19 protein-coding genes, 4 tRNA genes and 1 pseudogene are annotated in these 18,611 nt (G+C 35.2%); 12 read left to right on the forward strand and 12 right to left on the reverse strand.

Features of this window, described 5'->3' with window-relative positions; translation table 11 throughout:
• Position 1 precedes the first annotated feature (1 nt).
• Entirely contained in the window at positions 2-1,966 is a 1,965-nt protein-coding gene (locus FTRAC_RS15015; protein WP_013455124.1) for a DUF3352 domain-containing protein, read from the reverse strand.
• 545 nt (positions 1,967-2,511) lie between these two features.
• Between FTRAC_RS15015 and FTRAC_RS15020 the strand changes: the two genes are divergently transcribed.
• Positions 2,512-2,943 (forward strand): hypothetical protein, encoded by a 432-nt coding sequence (locus FTRAC_RS15020; RefSeq protein WP_013455125.1) that lies wholly within the window; start codon positions 2,512-2,514, stop codon positions 2,941-2,943.
• 285 nt (positions 2,944-3,228) lie between these two features.
• On the opposite strand, the gene FTRAC_RS15025 is transcribed toward FTRAC_RS15020, so the two are convergent.
• The 7 genes and pseudogenes from FTRAC_RS15025 to FTRAC_RS19425 all read right to left on the reverse strand — a co-directional run bounded on the left by FTRAC_RS15025 (position 3,229) and on the right by FTRAC_RS19425 (position 9,967).
• The gene (locus FTRAC_RS15025) at positions 3,229-4,215 is read right to left on the reverse strand and encodes a glycosyltransferase (protein WP_013455126.1); all 987 of its coding nucleotides are present in this window, start codon (positions 4,213-4,215) and stop codon (positions 3,229-3,231) included.
• Complete coding sequence (locus tag FTRAC_RS15030) at positions 4,215-5,177, reverse strand: glycosyltransferase family 2 protein (protein ID WP_013455127.1); 963 nt, start codon at positions 5,175-5,177, stop codon at positions 4,215-4,217. Before FTRAC_RS15030 ends, FTRAC_RS15025 begins: the two co-directional genes overlap by 1 nt.
• Complete coding sequence (locus FTRAC_RS15035) at positions 5,174-5,698, reverse strand: DUF4199 domain-containing protein (protein ID WP_013455128.1); 525 nt, start codon at positions 5,696-5,698, stop codon at positions 5,174-5,176. The genes FTRAC_RS15030 and FTRAC_RS15035 overlap by 4 nt, the downstream gene beginning before the upstream one ends.
• 1 nt (position 5,699) lies before the next feature.
• Complete coding sequence (locus tag FTRAC_RS15040) at positions 5,700-6,983, reverse strand: dihydroorotase (RefSeq protein ID WP_013455129.1); 1,284 nt, start codon at positions 6,981-6,983, stop codon at positions 5,700-5,702.
• A 2-nt stretch (positions 6,984-6,985) separates the two neighbouring features.
• Complete coding sequence (locus FTRAC_RS15045) at positions 6,986-8,695, reverse strand: hypothetical protein (RefSeq protein WP_245545979.1); 1,710 nt, start codon at positions 8,693-8,695, stop codon at positions 6,986-6,988.
• Between the two features lie 15 nt (positions 8,696-8,710).
• A pseudogene (locus tag FTRAC_RS20215) lies at positions 8,711-8,941 on the reverse strand (BatA domain-containing protein); the annotation flags it as partial.
• 414 nt (positions 8,942-9,355) lie between these two features.
• Positions 9,356-9,967, reverse strand: coding sequence for a TetR/AcrR family transcriptional regulator (locus FTRAC_RS19425; protein WP_013455131.1), 612 nt, complete (start codon positions 9,965-9,967; stop codon positions 9,356-9,358).
• Positions 9,968-10,028: 61 nt separating this feature from the next.
• On the opposite strand from FTRAC_RS19425, the gene FTRAC_RS15055 reads away from it, so the two are divergent.
• Positions 10,029-11,159: an FAD-dependent monooxygenase gene (locus FTRAC_RS15055; RefSeq protein ID WP_013455132.1), complete on the forward strand. Its 1,131-nt coding sequence runs from the start codon at positions 10,029-10,031 to the stop codon at positions 11,157-11,159.
• 61 nt (positions 11,160-11,220) lie between these two features.
• Here FTRAC_RS15055 and FTRAC_RS15060 read toward each other — a convergent pair whose 3' ends face one another.
• From FTRAC_RS15060 to FTRAC_RS15075, 4 genes are all read right to left on the reverse strand, one after another.
• The gene (locus FTRAC_RS15060; RefSeq protein ID WP_013455133.1) at positions 11,221-11,934 is read right to left on the reverse strand and encodes an outer membrane beta-barrel protein; all 714 of its coding nucleotides are present in this window, start codon (positions 11,932-11,934) and stop codon (positions 11,221-11,223) included.
• Between the two features lie 143 nt (positions 11,935-12,077).
• The gene (gene frr, locus FTRAC_RS15065; protein ID WP_013455134.1) at positions 12,078-12,638 is read right to left on the reverse strand and encodes a ribosome recycling factor; all 561 of its coding nucleotides are present in this window, start codon (positions 12,636-12,638) and stop codon (positions 12,078-12,080) included.
• A gap of 6 nt (positions 12,639-12,644) precedes the next feature.
• A complete protein-coding gene (pyrH, locus tag FTRAC_RS15070) occupies positions 12,645-13,358 on the reverse strand; it encodes a UMP kinase (RefSeq protein WP_013455135.1) in 714 nt (237 codons plus the stop codon).
• A gap of 72 nt (positions 13,359-13,430) precedes the next feature.
• Positions 13,431-13,931: an acetyl-CoA carboxylase biotin carboxyl carrier protein subunit gene (locus tag FTRAC_RS15075; protein WP_013455136.1), complete on the reverse strand. Its 501-nt coding sequence runs from the start codon at positions 13,929-13,931 to the stop codon at positions 13,431-13,433.
• A 342-nt stretch (positions 13,932-14,273) separates the two neighbouring features.
• On the opposite strand from FTRAC_RS15075, the gene FTRAC_RS15080 reads away from it, so the two are divergent.
• The 10 genes from FTRAC_RS15080 (at position 14,274) to rplJ (ending at position 18,594) form a co-directional block, all read left to right on the forward strand.
• Positions 14,274-14,356, forward strand: a tRNA-Tyr gene (locus FTRAC_RS15080).
• Positions 14,357-14,438: 82 nt separating this feature from the next.
• Positions 14,439-14,511, forward strand: a tRNA-Gly gene (locus FTRAC_RS15085).
• A gap of 97 nt (positions 14,512-14,608) precedes the next feature.
• Positions 14,609-14,680: transfer RNA gene (locus FTRAC_RS15090), tRNA-Thr, on the forward strand.
• Between the two features lie 60 nt (positions 14,681-14,740).
• Positions 14,741-15,928 carry an elongation factor Tu gene (tuf, locus tag FTRAC_RS15095; protein ID WP_013455137.1) on the forward strand — a complete coding sequence of 396 codons (1,188 nt, stop codon included), beginning with the start codon at positions 14,741-14,743 and terminating at the stop codon, positions 15,926-15,928.
• Positions 15,929-16,043: 115 nt separating this feature from the next.
• Positions 16,044-16,116, forward strand: a tRNA-Trp gene (locus tag FTRAC_RS15100).
• Positions 16,117-16,137: 21 nt separating this feature from the next.
• Positions 16,138-16,329 carry a preprotein translocase subunit SecE gene (gene secE / locus FTRAC_RS15105; RefSeq protein ID WP_013455138.1) on the forward strand — a complete coding sequence of 64 codons (192 nt, stop codon included), beginning with the start codon at positions 16,138-16,140 and terminating at the stop codon, positions 16,327-16,329.
• 22 nt (positions 16,330-16,351) lie between these two features.
• The gene (gene nusG, locus FTRAC_RS15110; RefSeq protein ID WP_013455139.1) at positions 16,352-16,903 is read left to right on the forward strand and encodes a transcription termination/antitermination protein NusG; all 552 of its coding nucleotides are present in this window, start codon (positions 16,352-16,354) and stop codon (positions 16,901-16,903) included.
• Positions 16,904-16,907: 4 nt separating this feature from the next.
• The gene (gene rplK / locus FTRAC_RS15115; RefSeq protein WP_013455140.1) at positions 16,908-17,351 is read left to right on the forward strand and encodes a 50S ribosomal protein L11; all 444 of its coding nucleotides are present in this window, start codon (positions 16,908-16,910) and stop codon (positions 17,349-17,351) included.
• Between the two features lie 12 nt (positions 17,352-17,363).
• The gene (gene rplA, locus FTRAC_RS15120) at positions 17,364-18,062 is read left to right on the forward strand and encodes a 50S ribosomal protein L1 (RefSeq protein WP_013455141.1); all 699 of its coding nucleotides are present in this window, start codon (positions 17,364-17,366) and stop codon (positions 18,060-18,062) included.
• 1 nt (position 18,063) lies between these two features.
• Positions 18,064-18,594, forward strand: coding sequence for a 50S ribosomal protein L10 (gene rplJ / locus FTRAC_RS15125; RefSeq protein ID WP_013455142.1), 531 nt, complete (start codon positions 18,064-18,066; stop codon positions 18,592-18,594).
• Positions 18,595-18,611 lie beyond the last annotated feature (17 nt).

An 18,611-nucleotide genomic window follows, 5' to 3' on the forward strand; every position in this document is an offset into this window, starting at 1 on the left:
ATCAAAACCTTTCTTTTCTAATTAAATCACCATCTTCATTATAAAACCTCCATGTTCCTGATTTTTCATCATTCCTATAGCGACCTTTTACCACCATATTACCGAGGCTATCATATTGAAAATATCTGCCATGTTTTAAACCATCTTTAAGGGAAACTTCAAATTTGACTTGTTCATTTTCATAATATTCAATAAAAGTGTTGCTGTTCAGATCTTCGGGTAAAATATTCTCTATTGAAATTAAATCTTCATCTTCCGTTTCGGTGGAATCGGTTACTTCATCTTCTTTAAATTCGCTTTCTTTTACTAAATCATTCCAATTGCTTATTTGCTCATGGTTTAAATAATTCAGTTGAATTTGATGACTGAGCAAATCCCCATCTGCTTTAATTTGCATCCCAATCATCGGGAAACTTTTAAAGTAAGGCTGATGTGGCTTTAATTCTTTCCATGATGCTGCATCTAGTATTCTTTCAGCATCGCTCAAAAGTTCATTTGCACTGAGGTAAATGAATAAACTGGATTCATAATCGAAATTCTCCATGAAAACAGCATACTCTTTGGTATGATCTAAAGTACTTTTTTCTTCTACTGATGAAATAATTTTGCCCAAAGTTCGAGGGGAATTACTGAAGACCACATAATCATCCAAAATGGTATAATAGGGTTTGTCAATTCCTTCAAAAGCCTTTCCAAACATAAGCTTAAAAAATCCTTTGATGGAAAGAAACTGAATGTCATAACCTTTATATCTAATCCCTTTAAATTTAACTGGTGTTTTCTTTCTGATTTGTTGTTCTATGTAGCCCAATCTTTCTTGAGTATCTTCAAAATCAGTATGTTTTATAGCGACAGCCAATTCCACTTTATTTTTATCACTATTGGAGTTAAGCTGAATCAAAGCTATTTCATTATCGATCCAGCTTAGAAAATCATCTGCTATGGAAATATCAAGATAGTCTTCAATTTTTTGTTTGCTTTCCATATAGGATTCACCGTCTTCACTATTTTTTAAGACTTCCTCCATTTGCTCATAGAATTCTTTTGCATCATCAAAACCCAAACTCATAAAATAGGAAGCATTATCTGGCACAATGGTACCCACGCCAATCTCCCCCTCACCTGAATTCATTAAAGCGGTAAGCAAATTTGGTTGGTCTTTTTTAACATTCGTATATCCCTCAACTGAAAATACTTTATCAGTAGCTTCTAATGACATCCCACTATATTTTAAAATGCTGAAAATATCTGAGCTTTCATCTTCAGGATCATCCATCCATATTTTCAAATAATCAGAAAATGCGGAGTAATTGATGTACATATTAATATCATTTGAGCCCAAGGCTTTTGTGATATCAATAAAATCAAAATCCCGAATTAAAATGGGCTTTTTCAATTGATCAATAGATTGCTCAACAAGAATATGAGTAGAAGAAACGCTTAATAGATTGTCATAGATAAACAAGTAATAAGTGGTGGGGGAGTCAATAAATTTGATTTCAAGGATTTCCTGTTCTTTGTAAGTTCTGGTATATACTTTCTCAATATCATCACTAAAATCATTAATGTAGTTTTTGATAAAATCGAATTGAGTTGCGCGCTGTAAATCGATCACATAAAGGAAATCATAGTCTTTCGGTCTGGTTTTATGGACAGACATCACCATAGGACGATCCATTACCAATTCCCACAAGCTTGAATTGCCTTGCATATCAACCGTCAAGCTGTCCATTTCCTGGCCAATATCTTCAAAATAGGGATTGGTTTTTAAATAATTCCAGATTTTATTATCAGTGATTTCATTCCATTCCTCAAAGGGGTTTTCTAGTTGAAAAATCATGCTGGCATTAGGCGGGACAGCCATTAAAGGGTTGTTTTTCTTAATGGGCTGGAGGTAAAAAAAGTAGACAAAAGTAAGAGCTATTAGCAGTACTATAACCGCAACAACAATAATGACTTTTTTCATAAGGCTATGGATTTAAAACAATAACGTCAAAAATAAAGAAAGATTTAAGGGATTGAAATTTTTGGTGGGGGAATAAGGTACGAGCTGGGAAGCTCGCACCCAATGTCGTTAAGTTAAGAAAAACTGCTCTAGTTTAATACTTTTACACCAATATGAGACTTCAAAAATGAATACAAATCGCTATTAAAAAAAAACTTGAAGCATTTATTGAATAATTGGAGACAAAGAAACTTTTGCATTCTTATTATCCAGCGCCAGAGGCGCAAGTAACCATCACCATCCAGAGGATGGCGATAGAAAAATAATTTCCTTCCGCTAGCCTCCGGCTAGTGGAAACTACTACCGCCTCTGGCGGATTTTATTAATTTTCTATTAAGAAACAATTAAACTGCAATGTCAGGTATGAGTAAAAACAGATGCCCGAGATATAATAAAATCCTTAACTTAACGACATTGAGCTCGCACCAGCGGTTGGTGTAAAAACGATTTAGATTGAAAGTTCTTATATTAGGCATTTTCTTGTCCAATAAATTTAAAATGAGGTGATGAAGCACATTCAATATTCTTCAATTAATACAGCAAATTTCATAGCTGTCTTTGCTGGAATTACATCTTTTTCAGTACCTATTTATATGGGAGAAAAATTTTTATTTTCAATGATGATATCTATTCTAGGCTTACTATTTGCAAGACTTTTAACAATCACCAAATGCTATAAAATATCCTATGATAAAAATGAGGTAAATTTAATCAACGCATTTTTGCCATTTATTGAATACCGGTATCAGCTATCAGATATAAAAGAAATTTATGAAGTGGGTGTTATGAATTGGGGGAGTGGTATTAATATTATTGATCAATCAGGTAGTTTGAGAACATTTGGGACGGATGGTTCTAGTGATCAGGAGGTGACCGAAATGGTTGATTTCATAAATGCTAAAATAAAAGAGGGGAAAAATACATCAAAATCAGAATAGCATGAAGATATTTTTTACATTAATAATCATCTTACTCACCACCCTCACCCAAGCCCAAAATCTCACTCAATCCATTGAGTAACAAATCAATGCAGCAAGCGAGAAAGAAATTGGCTTCCGAGCTCGCTCTAGCTTGTGAGTAAAATAATCTCGATTATTTCCTCTGTGCCCTTCGCGTAAATCTTAGAGAAACTTACTGGTTAATCCAAAACAGCCTTTGGCTGTCCTTTTGTTTTCTTTTGTATCTATTGCGGTTCAATTATATCGCTAGCGCTAGCTTCCAGCTTATGTTTTCACTCCTTCAGGCTCAGGCTGCCTCAAATAAGCAAGACTTTCTTTTAAAAAACCCATTCCATAAGCAAAAAGCTGAATAAAAGATGTGATTAAACTTAGCCATGCTACTAGGAAGTTTTTGGTTTTCATAAAGGCATCAATTCCAATCAATATAAAATATACCGCCAATAAAGTAGCTCCCAATTGAAATAACTCCCATTGCCATAAGGCGGTAGAAAGCCAGAAGAACAAGCCAAGCACAAAAACCACTGGCAAAAGATGGACCGCTTTCAACTCACTTTTATAAAATCGAAAGATGTTGATTCTACCTCTTCCAAAGAAAAATAATTGCTTATAGAATTGATCGAGTTTGGTTCTTCTTTTATGATAAACCCTTGCATCAGGAATCAATCCGGTTTTGAATCCAGCTTTTTCTATTCTTATACTAAATTCAATGTCTTCTCCCATTCGGGTGATGTTATAGCCTCCAGTTTTTTCATATACTGCTCTTGAAATCCCCATATTGAAACTCCTAGGTCGGAATTTCTCTAATTGCTTATTGCCGCCTCTGATTCCACCTGTGGTAAAGAAAGAAGTCATGGAATAGCTAATAGCTTTTTGCACAATGGTAAAACTATCCAAAGCAGCATCAGGTCCTCCAAAGGCATCAAGTGGATTTTCATTTAAGAAATCATCAACTGTTTCGAAATAGTCTTTTGGAATGATGCAATCGGAATCAAAAACGATATAATAATCTCCCGTAGCTTTTTCAAAGCCGAAATTTCTACTGAAGCCTTGTCCTGAATTTTCTTTATAGAAATATTGAAGATTGAGCTTGTCCTTGAAAGAATTGCAAATGTCTGCACATTTAATTTTAGAACCATCTTCCACTATAATGACCTCAAAATTGGTGTAAGTTTGCTTGGTCAAGCTCTCCAGCAGCTCTTTAATCTCATCAGGGCGATTGTAAATGGGGATAACTACGGAATAAAATCGCATCAGAAACCTGTTTCTTCCTCAATTATGTAATCTATTTTCTTTGGTGAATTCATGGTGATCATTTCCCCAATAAATCCAGCCAAGAATAACTGCACCCCAACAATTAAAGCCACTAAAGCCAAAAAGAACAGCGGTTGATCCGTAATTTCTCTTACAGGCAATTGATTGTGAATTTCATAGAATTTTCTACCTATAATATAAATGGTAATGAAAAATCCTGCTATAAAGGATAAAGTCCCAAAAGCACCAAAGAAATGCATAGGGCTTTTCTTGAATTTTGAAACAAAAGTGATGGATAAGAGATCAAGAAAACCGTATAGAAATCGCTCTAAGCCGTATTTGGTCTCTCCATATTTTCTAGCTCTGTGCTGCACTACTTTTTCGCCTATTTTTCTAAAGCCATTCCATTTGGCAATAACCGGGATATAGCGGTGCATTTCGCCATAAACCTCTATGTTTTTAACCACTTTACTGCGATAAGCTTTCAATCCACAATTAAAATCATGCAATTTGATGCCCGATATTTTACGGGTTACAAAATTGAAAAATTTAGAAGGAATAGTTTTGCTGATCGGGTCGTGCCTTTTCTTTTTCCAGCCGGAAACAATATCATAGCCTTCTTTAACTACCATATCGTATAGCCCTGGGATTTCATCTGGGCTGTCCTGCATGTCGGCATCCATTGTGATTACCACTTCTCCCATTGCATGTTTGAAACCAGTATGAAGGGCTGCTGATTTCCCGTAATTTCTAGAAAATTTAATTCCTTTAAGCTGAATATGTTGTTGTGAAAGCTCTTCTATGATTTCCCATGAATCATCTGAACTTCCATCATCAATCATTAATATTTCATAGCTTAATAATGGATGAATAGCCATCACTCGATTAATCCATTGGGTTAATTCAGGCAATGATTCCTCTTCATTGAAAACCGGTATAACAATGCTTATATTATACTTCATACTCTTTTGGGTTCACTGGTTCTCATGAAAAGGGAAACTAAAGGCGTAACTAATGCACCAATAATCACATTATTGACTGCCAAGCTGCCAATTATTCTGGCATTAGATGATTCACCAGACTTCAGATACTCCTGATAACCTTCCTCACCCATTTTGTCCACTAACATATCTTTTCCGGCTATGATTTTTTCAATTATCATGGCTCTATACTCATCAAAATGATCTGTTGCAAATAAAACTGCATCTGACCAAAGGACAATAGAATAAAATAGGGTAAAAAATAAGGTATATAAAATGCCAATGGAAAAGCCTTGCCAAAATCTCAATCCATCAGGATTGGTATCACGAAACAGTTTTACAGCAAAGAATAAAAACAAACTCAAAAGCGGACCAATAAAAATGATATTACTGGAATAGATCACTGGGTTTTTATCTAATAAAATCAAGATGAAAAACATCAGGATCACAAAAACTGTAGCAATCAAGCTGAACCTTAAAGGGCTTTTTACTAATAAATTCATATCAGGAATTTGTAAATTTTGAATCTAAATATTGGTGCTTATTTTTAAAAACCCCGATTGCCTTAGCCGAAAAGCTTTGACCCATAAATGGAGAATTATCACTTTTAGAAAAATTGCTCTCAGGGGTGAAATCCCATTCCATATCATTGGAAAACAATGTAAAATCGGCCAGAGCACCTTTTTCTATTTTAGCCTGTGGTTGATTTAATATTTTCTTAGGATTAGCTTCTATGCAACTGATAAATGTGGAAAGCTCAATTTTGTTGGCAAGGAATTTATGATACATAGGATACATAATTTGAGCACCCATAATGCCAAATTCTGCCAAGTCGAATTCCATTTTTTTATGATCCTGATCGAAAGGTTGATGCGAAGAAACGATTACATCAATAGTGCCGTCATTCACTCCGGAAATTAAAGCTTCAATGTCTTTTTGAGTTCTTAAAGGCGGTAAAACTTTATAGTGAGTGTCAAAGGTTTCCAAATTTTCATCATCTAGGATTAAATGATGGATGTTCACATCGCAAGTCACATTTAAGCCTTCTGCTTTTGCTTTCCGGATCATTTCTACACTTTTAGCACTGCTGATACAGCTAAAGTGCAGTTTTCCGCCAGCATATTTCAATAATTCTAAATCTCGTTGGATAATAATTTCTTCTGCTAAATGCGGGATTCCTTTCATGCCTAAGCCAGTACTTACTATGCCTTCGTTCATTTGCCCGAAAAGCGCCAACTTATGATCTTGAGGCATAGTCATCAGTAAGCCATCAAATTTTTGAAGGTACTGCAATGACTTTACTAAAATATCACTATTCCATAATGGTTGTGCACCATCTGTGAAAGCAATAGCACCTGCATGGTAAACATCTAGCATTTCGTTCAAATTCTCGCCATCGCAATTGATCGTTACGGCTGCAGAAGGTAAAATTTGAGCTACTTGTCCAGTATTTCTGGACATCACCGTTTTAATATCAGCCTTATTTTGAATTACAGGATTTGTATTGGGCATTAATAAAGCACTTCCAAATCCACCGGCTTCCAAAACATTCGCCAAGCTTTCAAAATCTTCTCTGTATTCCTCGCCAGGTTCACCAGAAAAAACGCGCATATCCAGCCAAGAAGCCGAGGCATATAGTTCTTTTTCCTCAATAACGATATCGGTATCGATTTTTCCGGAAGGATTGATTTCTGTAATTACACCATCATCCACCAATAAATTAACGGACTGATTGTGCCACTGAGAGGCGGGATTAATAATTTTGACAGCCTTGATGTAAGTTCGCATATCTATTTGAGCAAGCGGATGATTAAAACTTCAGCTAATAAACTCAGCAAAGCTAATACTAAGAAATATTTCCACAAAGGAAAACCGTTTTTGGTTTCATCAATATAATCTTTGATCGATGAAAAATCATATCCATCTAAAATTACAACATTTTCTTGATCTTGAAAAAGAGATTGCAATTCAGCAGTAGTATAATAGCCTGTTTCACTTTCTTTTTTGGGGATGTTTAAGGCTAATACTCCCAATTTTTCTTCTGTTTTTGTGTTGATTATACTGTAAAATCCAGATTTTATATCTTCCTGTGGCAAGATTAAGCGCATTTCATTGCCACTTATTCTTTGGTCTGGCACTAATTCTTGTTCTCCTTGTTGCAATTTCACCACTGTGCCTTCTGGTATATCTGATTTAGATAATTCTATTACATCCTGATTTAAGAAGAAATATTGAGTTTGATTTTCTTTTTTGCCACTAAAAGCAATTTTATAAAAAACAGGCAAGAAAATTCCGTGTTGTGTGAAATTAGTGTAAGACTGATCAAAAGGTGAAGCAAATAGAAAGATATTCTCATTGATTCCGGTTAAGCCTAAAAAGGGATAGCCATTGATAAAAGACAGTATTTTTTGACCTGAATTCCATTTTAAATACAATGCAGCTTCTGGCATGCTGATAGCTTCATTCATATTATTAAATACATTTCTGAAAAATGGGTTTTGCAAATCAGGACTTTGAAGCCTCACGGGGGTTTTATCCTGGCGAGAAATATTGGAGACATTTGAAAAGCCTAAATCTTCCAAGAATATATATTGGTCAAAATTTGTTTTAGGAATGACCACTAAATTATTGCCCTTTGCAGCATAGGTTTTCAATGCTCCAGAAGCAAAATTATTGAGTTGATTTCCAAGTTCAACTATTACCAAATCATATTCATCCAGATCCTGAAAGGCAAAATTATTCAATGATTCACTGCGGAAAGTGAACAACTCATCATTTTCAAATACTGTACTTAATAAAGTATTGCTTTTGCTTTCAGCCAGTAATAATATTTTCAGTTTACTCCTTTCCGGTAGACTAAAGTAGAACGTATTGTCAAAATCTAAATCGCCTGCTTCCAATTGGATGCGAAAGGATGAACTCATATCTGATGAGAATCTTTTGATCGGGAAGCTCACAGTTTTCTTTCCCTTATTCTCCAAAAATAATTGCTGAGTACCAATTAATTGTTCGTCATTTTCTAATGCAATATTGATATCTCCAGACTCTCCCAAAGAGCTGATTTGCACTTTTAATTCTTCATTTCCTGAGCCATCGTCCATTTGTACTACCCATAGAGAATCAACCCAGATATTGTTGGGTTTCTGTTGATAGGGCGGCATCAAAACAAAACCCTTTGAAGAGTCAGAAAAAGTGGAAGTATTATTGTCGATGACAGATTTCTGGAAATCGCTTAATAGCAATAATTTTTCTGAAGATTGATTTTCTTTGATTATCCTTTCCAGATTCAGTGTGACTTCATTTTCTGCTATTTCAATTTCCTGATAAGCTTCCAATGAGTTACCAGACTGGTTAACCGCTTTCAAAGATTGAGGATAACTTTCAAAAAGCTGGTTGATGTAGCTCATGTTTTCCTCAATTATAGGACTAGAGCTCCCTTCTGCATAAGCCGTATTAGAGGCAGATTGATCCAAAACCAATAAATTCACTTCAGAATTCATGGCTTCACTTTTCCAAAAAGGTTTGGCAATGCTTAAAACCAGAAAGAGAATTAAAAGTATCCGGCTGATTAAAATGAGTATGTGTTTTAATTTTCGGCTTCTCTTTTGTTCTTCATTTACTTCACTGAGAAAAAAGAGATTACTGAATTTTAAACTTTTATATTTCCTAAACTGAAAAAGATGAATCAGGATAGGAATAATGATTAAAAAAAGAAGCCAAAAGGCGTTAGGATTGGTAATATTCATACAAAAGGCAAATTAGTGCAATAGCTTAAAGGAATCAATAGTTTGCGGCATTATTTAATGCTATCCGTAATAAAAAGTTGAGGAGAACTTATAATTCTTTCATTCAATATTTTAACATCTTCTTTTCTAATAGTAATTATTTTTTTACATATTGAAAGCCTAAGGCTTTTACTGAAACTTATAGAAGCCAAAGGCTTGAGGTAACTCTCGCTAAGGCGCAGAGACGCTAAGACCTCGCAACGAAAAATAAGAGAAAAATGATTATTTTATTTTACAGAATTGTTTTTCTCTTTGCGAAAACTTTGGGCCTTCGCGCCTTCGCGAGACATTTTAAGCGTCTTTAGACGCCTGCGGTCAATCTAGTTGTATAGTAGAAAATAGATTAAAGAGAAAATGAAAGATTATTTATTCCTATTAACTTCTCTCCATAAACCCCCAATACTCCCTTTTCCCTTTATCTGTCAAATAGGGATAGATCATTTCAAACAGCAAATCACCATAATATTCAACCGAATTGTCTTCATCAAAAGTAGCATAAACATTTATCCAGCTATCTCCAATAATATTCATTCTTTGATATAGCCTTTCATATTCTTGCTCAAATTCTGCGGGTCTAAAAATCTCAGCTTCTATTAGCATCCGAAACACTGATTGAAATTGCTCATTCCTAAACTTCATTAAAGCTGCATAATGGGATTTTATCTTTTTATTTTCATTCATTAAATGTATAAAATCGATCAGGATGAATTTATAGTCATACATTTTTTCCATTGTCTTGATTGAGGACTTATATAATGACTCTAATTGATTATCCAATTCCATGGATTTCATCTGATTATCCATTTCTTCTACTAACTGAAAATACAATGCTTCCACAATGTCCTCTTTCAATTTGAAGTGGTAATTCAAATTTCCTTGACTTATATTCAACTCTTGGGCAATCTGCCTCAAGCTGACATTCACCATGCCTTTTTCATTGAACAATAGAAGAGATGCTTGCAGAATTTTCTCTTTAGTATTTTTCATTTTAGTAAACTTGACCTAATTATATTATTTTAGTACATTTGACCTAAAATTAAGAATAAGTATGGAAATAGCAATAATTGGAGGAGGAATAGCCGGTCTTACTACTGCTTTGGCTTTAAAAAATGAGGGTATTTCATCCATAGTTTATGAACGTGCTGATCAACTGAATGAAGTAGGGGCTGGAATATGGTTGCAACCAAATGCACTCAAAGTATTGAATCGTTTAGGTTTGAAAGATAAAATCTTAGAGAATGGTATTCAATTGGAAGGAGTTGATATTACAAACGATCAAGTAAAGCCGATTAAAGAAAGAGATACAGCAGTTCACGATGATGAAGGCAATAAAATTGTTTCAATACATCGAGCAAAACTGCAGCAAATTTTATTTGAAGCCTTACCCGAGAACTCAATAAAATTAGGACATGAATTGAAATCTTTTAGTCAAAATGCCAGTGAGGTTGATCTTGAGTTTGATCATGAATCCGTTAAAGCAGATTGTGTTTTGGCCGCAGATGGAATAAATTCGCAAATTCGTAAACAGCTATTTCCGCAATCTTCACTAAGACATTCAGGTCAAACCTGCTGGAGAGGAATTGCCAGTATTGATTTACCAAAAGAATTTCACAATGTAGGAAGAGAAGCCTGGGGTAATAATGTTCGCTTTGGTTTTTCCCCAGTTTCTGAAAATTCCGTTTATTGGTTTGCCGTTGCTAAAGCTAATCCTTTTCAAAAAGATGATAAATCGAAAATTAAGGTACAATTAAGTGAGAAGTTTATAAAATTTCATCCGATTGTGAATCAAATCATTAATGCAACAGACGAGCAGAAAATTATCAGAGGAGATTTAATGGATTTGAGAAGACTGGATAAATGGCATCATCAAAAAATAGGTTTAATTGGTGATGCGGCACATGCCACTACACCCAATATGGGACAAGGAGCAGGACAAGGTATAGAGGATGCCTATGTAATGGCAAAATTATTTTCTCAAAATCAGGCTTCTGAAAAACTTTTCGAAACTTTTGAAAAGCTACGAAGGGAGAAAGTAGATTATGTAGTGAACAATTCTTGGCGTTTTGGAAAAATGGCGCATAGCCCATTTGGCAGGGTAATAATGAAAACGGTAATGAAGATGACTCCGCAAACTGTGATTAAAAAACAGCTAGAGAAGTTGTATGTGGTTAAAGTATAAAGAATCGGAGAGTTGTTTTTGAACTCTCCGATTCTAACAGCATAGCCTTACTATCTATATCTTATTTGTTTAAATTGATAAGGTAAGTTAAGTTAAAACTGAATATTCTATTTTTTGCACCAAAATCGTAAGTTATATCTTGGTTAGCAGAGTTGTCAGTAAACTCATTTGATGCATTTAATACTCCAAAATTGTAACTAGCTCCAACTTTAATTATTCGTTTTTCATTTATATTATATTCAAAATCAGCTTTCAAAATCAGTCCGATATCAAGAACGTAAAATTCATTAACATCATCTGCTTCTCTAGTACTGATTATATCTCTGTCAATTTCAGAGTCAGTAATGCTTTTACCCGAAAATGCATAACCCCCATAAAATCCACCTCCAAGTTGTAGGTAAGCTTTATTAAATAGATCAGTTCTAAAATTAAATATTAAGGGTATTTGCACGTAATCTAAGGTAGTGGTTACATCACTGGTTTGGTATCCGGCACCTGAGTAAAATAGTCCAATATGAAAGACAAAGTTTTCTGTAGCTCCCCCTTCTGAATAAATACCAGCGTTTAAACGAGGCATAAAACCTAATTCAGGATAAATACTAGGGTCATTTATTTTAGTAAATTCCATACTGGGTGAATTCAAGCCTATTTGTAATCCTACTCGGGCTATTTTACCTCGGTCAATTCCACTTTGGTTTAACGCATCATCTTGTGCAAAGACTATATTGGAAATTGCTAAAAATAAAAGAGTGATTTGTAATTGTTTTTTCATCATTAATAGTTTAAAATTTTAGGGTTGCAAACCTAATTAATTAACTTCTTTCAGGAAAAAATAAACTATTATTTTCTTATTTGCCTACAAAAAAAGCTACATTTTTTAGAATGTAGCTTTTGTAGAAAAGTATATTGAGATGGTGTCTAAACCGTCATAATCTCTTTTTCCTTATGCTCTAGAATGTCATCAATTTTTTTAGTGAAATCATTAGTTAGGGACTGCACCTTATCTTCTCCTCTTTTGACATCATCTTCAGAGATACCTTCCTTTTGCAATTGCTTTAGTTGGTCATTTGCATCCTTTCTAGCATTACGAATAGAAATTTTTCCATCCTCAGCCTCATTTTTGGCTTGCTTAGTTAAGGAAATTCTTCTTTCTTCAGTTAAAGGTGGAATATTAATTCTAACAATTTCCCCATCATTTTGAGGAGTGAAACCTAAATCACTATTGATTATAGCACGTTCTATTTCACCAATGATGTTTTTCTCCCATGGTTTAATAATGATAGATCGTGCATCTGGTGTACTGATAGAAGCAACCTGGTTAATAGGAGTGTCATTACCATAATAATCTACCATTAAACCATCAAGCATTGCAGGGGAAGCTTTACCTGCTCTAATTTTCTGCAAATTACTTTTTGTGTGCTGAATGGCTTTTTCCATTAGCTCTTTTGCCTCATCCAATACTAAATCTATTTCTTCCATTGCTTTTTATTTTTCAGAATTTATCAATGTACCAACATTTTCACCATTTATCAGGTCGTATAAGTTGCCAGCTTTATTCATGTCAAATACAATAATAGGTAAATTGTTCTCTTGACAAAGTGTAAAGGCTGTCATATCCATAACATTTAATCCTTTTTCATATACTTCTTGGAAAGTAATATTAGAATATCTAGTGGCATCTGCGTTTTTCTCAGGGTCAGAAGTATAAACTCCATCCACTCTGGTTCCTTTTAAAACAACATCTGCTTCTATTTCAATAGCTCTTAAACTTGCCGTAGAATCTGTAGTGAAATAAGGATTTCCAATCCCTGCTCCAAAAATTACAACTCTGCCTTTTTCTAAATGGCGGATTGCTCGTCTTCTAATAAAGGGTTCGCAAACTTGCTCCATATTGATGCCTGACATTAAACGAGTGAACATTCCATGGTTTTCTAATACACCTTGAACAGCCATCCCATTAATAACGGTGGCAAGCATTCCCATATAATCACCTTGCACTCTATCAATACCAGCAGCTTCAGCTTGAATTCCTCTAAAAATATTTCCTCCGCCTATTACGATAGCCACTTCAACGCCTTGGTCGTGTATTCTTTTAATTTCCTTTGCATATTGAGCTAGCCGCTTGGGGTCAATACCGTAGCCTTCATCCCCCATAAGAGCCTCACCACTTAATTTCAATAGAATACGTTTGAATTTCATAAGTTAAATTGTTGCTGTCCCTTTAAAAGTCTAATTTATATATTTTAAAAACCAATTCTATTATCTAAACTATTAGAATTGAATGATCAATTGATTTTTCTCAACACTATCGCCTTTTTTGGCTTTAATCTCAGCAATGGTTCCATCACCTGCTGCTTTTATCACATTTTCCATTTTCATGGCTTCTAATATTAATAAAGGATCTCCTTTCTTTACCTCGTCTCCTGGTGATACCATTATATCTATAATTAAACCTGGCATTGGAGCCTTAACATCATTCATCTGATTTTGATCCAAATCACTGATGCCCATTTCCTCCAAAAGTAAATCCATCTTGTCTTTTAATTCCAATTCAATGATTTTACCGTTCAATTGTAATTTGAACGTCTTACTTTCGTAGTCGATCTCTACTAAATGGGCATTGAAAGTTTGGTCGTTATAAATAATATGGAAGGACTGTTGATCAGTTTTACTTATGTCCCAATCAACTTGCTTGTCGTCTATGAAAATGCTACCGTCTTTAGTGGATAGTCGATATTCTTTTTCCGATTGACTGAATTTTATTTCGTACATAATTAAAATTTAACACGAAGATAGGAACACATATTAAATTTTACACATTTCATTTTAAAATTAGTGGGTACTGCATGGATTTTTTTTCACCTTTGGTGCTGAGAATTATACTAAATGCTTTTGCTGACCAATCAATTCAATTGGTAGGCTTCTTTTTCAAAACATTTCTCAAAATAATTTTTCTTATAAAGAACTGATTTACAAGAGATAGCAAATGCATTAAAATTAAGATTAAAAAAAAGTAATCTTTTTTGTCAGTAAAGTTTGATAAAATATAAAATCCATATAATTTTGCACTTCCTAAAACGAAAGGGATTTAGGAAATGCTTATTGAAACCAATTGGGGGAATACCAAAGCGGCCAACTGGGACGGACTGTAAATCCGTTGTCTTTCGACTTCACAGGTTCGAATCCTGTTTCCCCCACTTTGTAATCCGCAGCTTTAGCTAGGGTTTACATTTTGAATAAAATAATTACTTTTTATTAAGTAGATATTTTATCAAACAAGCGAGAGTAGCTCAGTTGGTAGAGCGGCAGCCTTCCAAGCTGCAGGTCGCGAGTTCGAACCTCGTCTCTCGCTCTAATAATACAATAGGCATTTCGGTGTAAATTAAGGCAGAACGGAAACGTCACTGCCTTTGTTAGGATGTGCCTGTAAGGGCACTGAATGATTTTAAGCCGATGTAGCTCAGGGGTAGAGTGCTTCCTTGGTAAGGAAGAGGTCGGGGGTTCAAATCCCCTCGTTGGCTCAATCAGTGTTATTGAATAAATATATTATAAATTTTAACTAAACTGAGGATTTTTCAAATATGGCTAAAGAAACCTTTGACCGTTCGAAACCACACGTGAATATCGGAACTATCGGTCACGTGGATCATGGTAAAACTACATTAACTGCAGCAATCTGTAAAGTACTATCTGATAAAGGATTTGCTGATGCAAGAGATTTCTCTTCTATTGACAACGCTCCAGAAGAGAAAGAAAGAGGTATTACAATTAACTCATCTCACGTAGAGTACGCTACAGAAAACCGTCACTATGCGCACGTTGACTGTCCAGGTCACGCGGATTATGTGAAAAATATGGTTACTGGTGCTGCTCAAATGGATGGAGCTATTCTAGTAGTAGCTGCTACAGATGGTCCAATGCCACAAACTCGTGAGCACATCCTTTTAGCTCGTCAGGTAGGTGTTCCTGCTGTTGTTGCTTTCTTAAACAAAGTAGATTTAGTTGACGATGAGGAGTTATTAGAATTAGTTGAAATGGAAGTAAGAGAATTGCTTTCTTTCTACGAATTCCCAGGTGATGATCTTCCAGTTATCCAAGGTTCTGCTTTAGGTGCTTTAGAAGGTGATGCTAAATGGGTAGGAAAAATTGACGAGTTAATGCAAGCTGTTGATGACTACATTCCATTACCAGAAAGATTAACTGACAAAGATTTCTTAATGCCAGTTGAGGATGTATTCTCTATTACTGGTCGTGGTACTGTTGCTACAGGTAGAATCGAAAGAGGTGTAATCAACTCTGGTGATCCTGTTGATTTGATCGGTATGGGAGCTGAAAACTTAAAGTCTACTGTGACTGGTGTTGAGATGTTCCGTAAAATATTAGATAGAGGTGAAGCTGGTGATAACGTTGGTCTTTTGTTAAGAGGTATTGAAAAAGCTCAGATCAAAAGAGGTATGATTATCTGTAAGCCAGGTTCTGTAACTCCACACGCTCATTTCAAAGCTGAGGTTTACGTTCTATCAAAAGATGAAGGTGGTCGTCACACTCCATTCTTCAACAAATACCGTCCACAGTTCTACTTAAGAACTACTGACGTAACGGGTGAGATCAAACTTCCTGAAAACGTAGAAATGGTTATGCCAGGTGATAACGTTACAATCGAAGTTAACTTGATCAACAAAGTTGCTTGTGAAAAAGGTTTACGTTTCGCTATCCGTGAAGGTGGTAGAACAGTAGGTGCTGGTCAGGTAACTGAAATCTTAGACTAATACTTAAGATATAGTAATAAATTAAACAATGCGCTCTCGAATTTTTCGGAGCGCATTTGTTTCTTATAAAACTTTTATCTACCTTTGCAGACCATTTTGAGTTGCATTGGTAAATACGGGTGTAGCTCAATTGGTAGAGTAGTGGTCTCCAAAACCATTGGCTGGGGGTTCGAGTCCCTCCACCCGTGCAATTTTAACACATTAATAAGATGCAGAAATTAAGTTTATTCTTAAAAGAATCGTGGTCAGAAATGCGATACAAAGTAACTTGGCCTCCTTATAGTAAACTACAAAATAGTTCTATTTTGGTATTGGTTGGAGCTTTGATTTTTGCCCTTTTAATTGGTGTTATTGATTTGGCATTTGATAATGCGATGGAATGGTTTTATAATGCATTTTAGCATTTAAGATATAATTGAGATAATGTCAGAATTTAAATGGTACGTTTTAAGAGTAATTAGTGGTCAAGAGAAAAAGATTAAATCTTATCTTGAAAACGAAATTGCTCGACAAAAAATAGAAGATTTTATTCCTCAGATTCTTATTCCTACAGAAAAGGTGTATGAGATGAGGAATGGCAAAAAGCGTGTCAGGGAAAAGAATTTCTTTCCAGGATATGTTTTTGTATCAGCTGATATTTCTCACGGAGAAGCGCATCACGTAATCACTAGTATTCCTGGAGTAATTGGTTTTCTAGGTGGACAAGGTGATGAAAAAGAGCCGGTTCCTTTAAGACAAAATGAAGTGAACCGTATACTCGGAAAGGTTGATGAAACTGAAGAAATGGATGAGAAACTGAGCACTCCTTATATAGTAGGGGAATCAGTGAAAGTGATGGATGGACCATTCAGTGGGTTTACCGGATCCGTAGAGGAGGTTTTTGAAGAAAGAAAGAAGCTAAATGTTATGGTGAAAATCTTTGGACGAAATACTCCGGTGGAATTGAATTACATGCAAGTAGAAAAAACAGAATAGCAAGATGGCTAAGGAAATAAGTGGATATCTGAAATTACAGATTAAAGGAGGGGCAGCAAATCCGTCACCTCCCGTTGGTCCTGCATTAGGTAGTAAAGGACTTAACATAATGGAGTTCTGTAAGCAATTTAATGGAAGAACTCAAGATAAGGCTGGGCAAGTATTGCCAGTGGTAATTACAATTTACAAAGACAAGTCTTTTGATTTTGTAATTAAAACTCCTCCAGCTCCGGTACTTTTATTAGATGCTTCTAAAAAGAAAAAAGGTTCTGCTGAGCCAAACCGAGTTAAGGTTGGTTCTGTAACTTGGGATCAGGTGAAAGAAATCGCTGAAACCAAGATGACTGATTTGAATGCATTTAAAATTGAATCAGCCATGCGTCAAGTTGCAGGTACTGCAAGAAGTATGGGAATTAAAGTTACAGGAACTGCTCCTTGGAAATCTTAAAAAATAGGTAAAATGGCAAAGCTTACTAAAAATCAAAAAATTGCAGCTGAGAAAGTTGACACTACTAAAGTTTATGCTTTAGATGAAGCCTCTTCTCTAGTTAAAGAAATTACAACTACCAAGTTTGATGCTTCTGTTGACCTAGACATAAGATTAGGAGTTGACCCACGTAAAGCAGATCAGATGGTTAGAGGTGTAGTTGCACTTCCACATGGAACTGGTAAAGATGTTAAGGTTTTGGCTTTAGTTACTCCTGACAAAGAACAGGAAGCTAAAGATGCTGGAGCTGATTACGTTGGATTAGACGACTACATCAAGAAAATTGAAGGTGGTTGGACAGATATTGATATTATCGTAACCATGCCTACTGTTATGGCGAAAGTAGGTAGGTTAGGTAAAGTGTTAGGCCCAAGAGGTCTAATGCCGAATCCAAAATCAGGAACTGTTACGCTTGATGTTGGAAAGGCTGTCCAGGAAGTAAAATCAGGTAAAATTGATTTTAAAGTGGACAAGTTCGGGATTATTCATGCAAGTATTGGTAAAGCTTCCTTCTCGAAAGAGAAAATTACTGAAAACGCAAATGAATTAATTCAAACTTTAGCGAAGCTAAAACCAGCTTCTTCTAAAGGTACGTATTTCATGAGCATGACCATGTCATCTACGATGAGCAAGGGAATCTCAATTGATAAAAACTCTATAGCTGGAATTTAATATGAATAAAAAAGAAAAAGGACAACTTATAGAGGAACTTACAGAGAAATTCGCGGAATTCCCGCATTTTTATCTGGCTGATGGTTCAGGAATGACTGTTTCGCAAACTAATACTTTTCGTCAATTATGTTACGAAAAGGGGCTTGAGTATAAAGTAGTGAAAAACTCTTTGATACAAAAAGCATTAGAGAAGCAAGAAGGAGATTACTCTGAGATTTTTGGAGCATTAAAAGGTTTCTCAGGAATTCTATTTTCTCCTGAAGTAGGTAATGCGCCTGCCAAGGTTATTAAAGAATTTCATAAGAAAAATAGTACAGAAAAGCCTTTATTCAAAGCTGCTGCTATAGATACAGATATTTATGTAGGTGCAGAACACTTAACGCCATTAAGCGAGCTTAAATCTAAGAAAGATATGCTTGGCGATATAGTGGGTCTATTACAATCACCTGCGAAGAATGTTATTTCTGCTTTACAGAGTGGAGGACATACTGTTTCAGGATTAGTAAAAGCGCTTGAAGAAAGAGCACAATAATTAACAAATTACTAGAA

It is taken from the genome of Marivirga tractuosa DSM 4126 (assembly GCF_000183425.1).
In the GTDB taxonomy this organism is placed as follows: domain Bacteria; phylum Bacteroidota; class Bacteroidia; order Cytophagales; family Cyclobacteriaceae; genus Marivirga; species Marivirga tractuosa.

What these genes read in the sequence shown, in the direction of transcription:
- secE (WP_013455138.1), top strand. Translation starts at nt 16,138, where the DNA reads ATGCAGAAATTAAGTTTATTCTTAAAAGAATCGTGGTCAGAAATGCGA.
- FTRAC_RS15015 (WP_013455124.1), bottom strand. Translation starts at nt 1,966, where the DNA reads ATGAAAAAAGTCATTATTGTTGTTGCGGTTATAGTACTGCTAATAGCT.
- FTRAC_RS15025 (WP_013455126.1), bottom strand. Translation starts at nt 4,215, where the DNA reads ATGCGATTTTATTCCGTAGTTATCCCCATTTACAATCGCCCTGATGAG.
- FTRAC_RS15020 (WP_013455125.1), top strand. Translation starts at nt 2,512, where the DNA reads ATGAAGCACATTCAATATTCTTCAATTAATACAGCAAATTTCATAGCT.
- FTRAC_RS15060 (WP_013455133.1), bottom strand. Translation starts at nt 11,934, where the DNA reads ATGATGAAAAAACAATTACAAATCACTCTTTTATTTTTAGCAATTTCC.
- pyrH (WP_013455135.1), bottom strand. Translation starts at nt 13,358, where the DNA reads ATGAAATTCAAACGTATTCTATTGAAATTAAGTGGTGAGGCTCTTATG.
- FTRAC_RS15055 (WP_013455132.1), top strand. Translation starts at nt 10,029, where the DNA reads ATGGAAATAGCAATAATTGGAGGAGGAATAGCCGGTCTTACTACTGCT.
- rplA (WP_013455141.1), top strand. Translation starts at nt 17,364, where the DNA reads ATGGCAAAGCTTACTAAAAATCAAAAAATTGCAGCTGAGAAAGTTGAC.
- FTRAC_RS15030 (WP_013455127.1), bottom strand. Translation starts at nt 5,177, where the DNA reads ATGAAGTATAATATAAGCATTGTTATACCGGTTTTCAATGAAGAGGAA.
- tuf (WP_013455137.1), top strand. Translation starts at nt 14,741, where the DNA reads ATGGCTAAAGAAACCTTTGACCGTTCGAAACCACACGTGAATATCGGA.
- frr (WP_013455134.1), bottom strand. Translation starts at nt 12,638, where the DNA reads ATGGAAGAAATAGATTTAGTATTGGATGAGGCAAAAGAGCTAATGGAA.
- rplK (WP_013455140.1), top strand. Translation starts at nt 16,908, where the DNA reads ATGGCTAAGGAAATAAGTGGATATCTGAAATTACAGATTAAAGGAGGG.
- nusG (WP_013455139.1), top strand. Translation starts at nt 16,352, where the DNA reads ATGTCAGAATTTAAATGGTACGTTTTAAGAGTAATTAGTGGTCAAGAG.
- FTRAC_RS15075 (WP_013455136.1), bottom strand. Translation starts at nt 13,931, where the DNA reads ATGTACGAAATAAAATTCAGTCAATCGGAAAAAGAATATCGACTATCC.
- FTRAC_RS15035 (WP_013455128.1), bottom strand. Translation starts at nt 5,698, where the DNA reads ATGAATTTATTAGTAAAAAGCCCTTTAAGGTTCAGCTTGATTGCTACA.
- FTRAC_RS15045 (WP_245545979.1), bottom strand. Translation starts at nt 8,695, where the DNA reads ATGAATTCTGAAGTGAATTTATTGGTTTTGGATCAATCTGCCTCTAAT.
- FTRAC_RS15040 (WP_013455129.1), bottom strand. Translation starts at nt 6,983, where the DNA reads ATGCGAACTTACATCAAGGCTGTCAAAATTATTAATCCCGCCTCTCAG.
- FTRAC_RS19425 (WP_013455131.1), bottom strand. Translation starts at nt 9,967, where the DNA reads ATGAAAAATACTAAAGAGAAAATTCTGCAAGCATCTCTTCTATTGTTC.
- rplJ (WP_013455142.1), top strand. Translation starts at nt 18,064, where the DNA reads ATGAATAAAAAAGAAAAAGGACAACTTATAGAGGAACTTACAGAGAAA.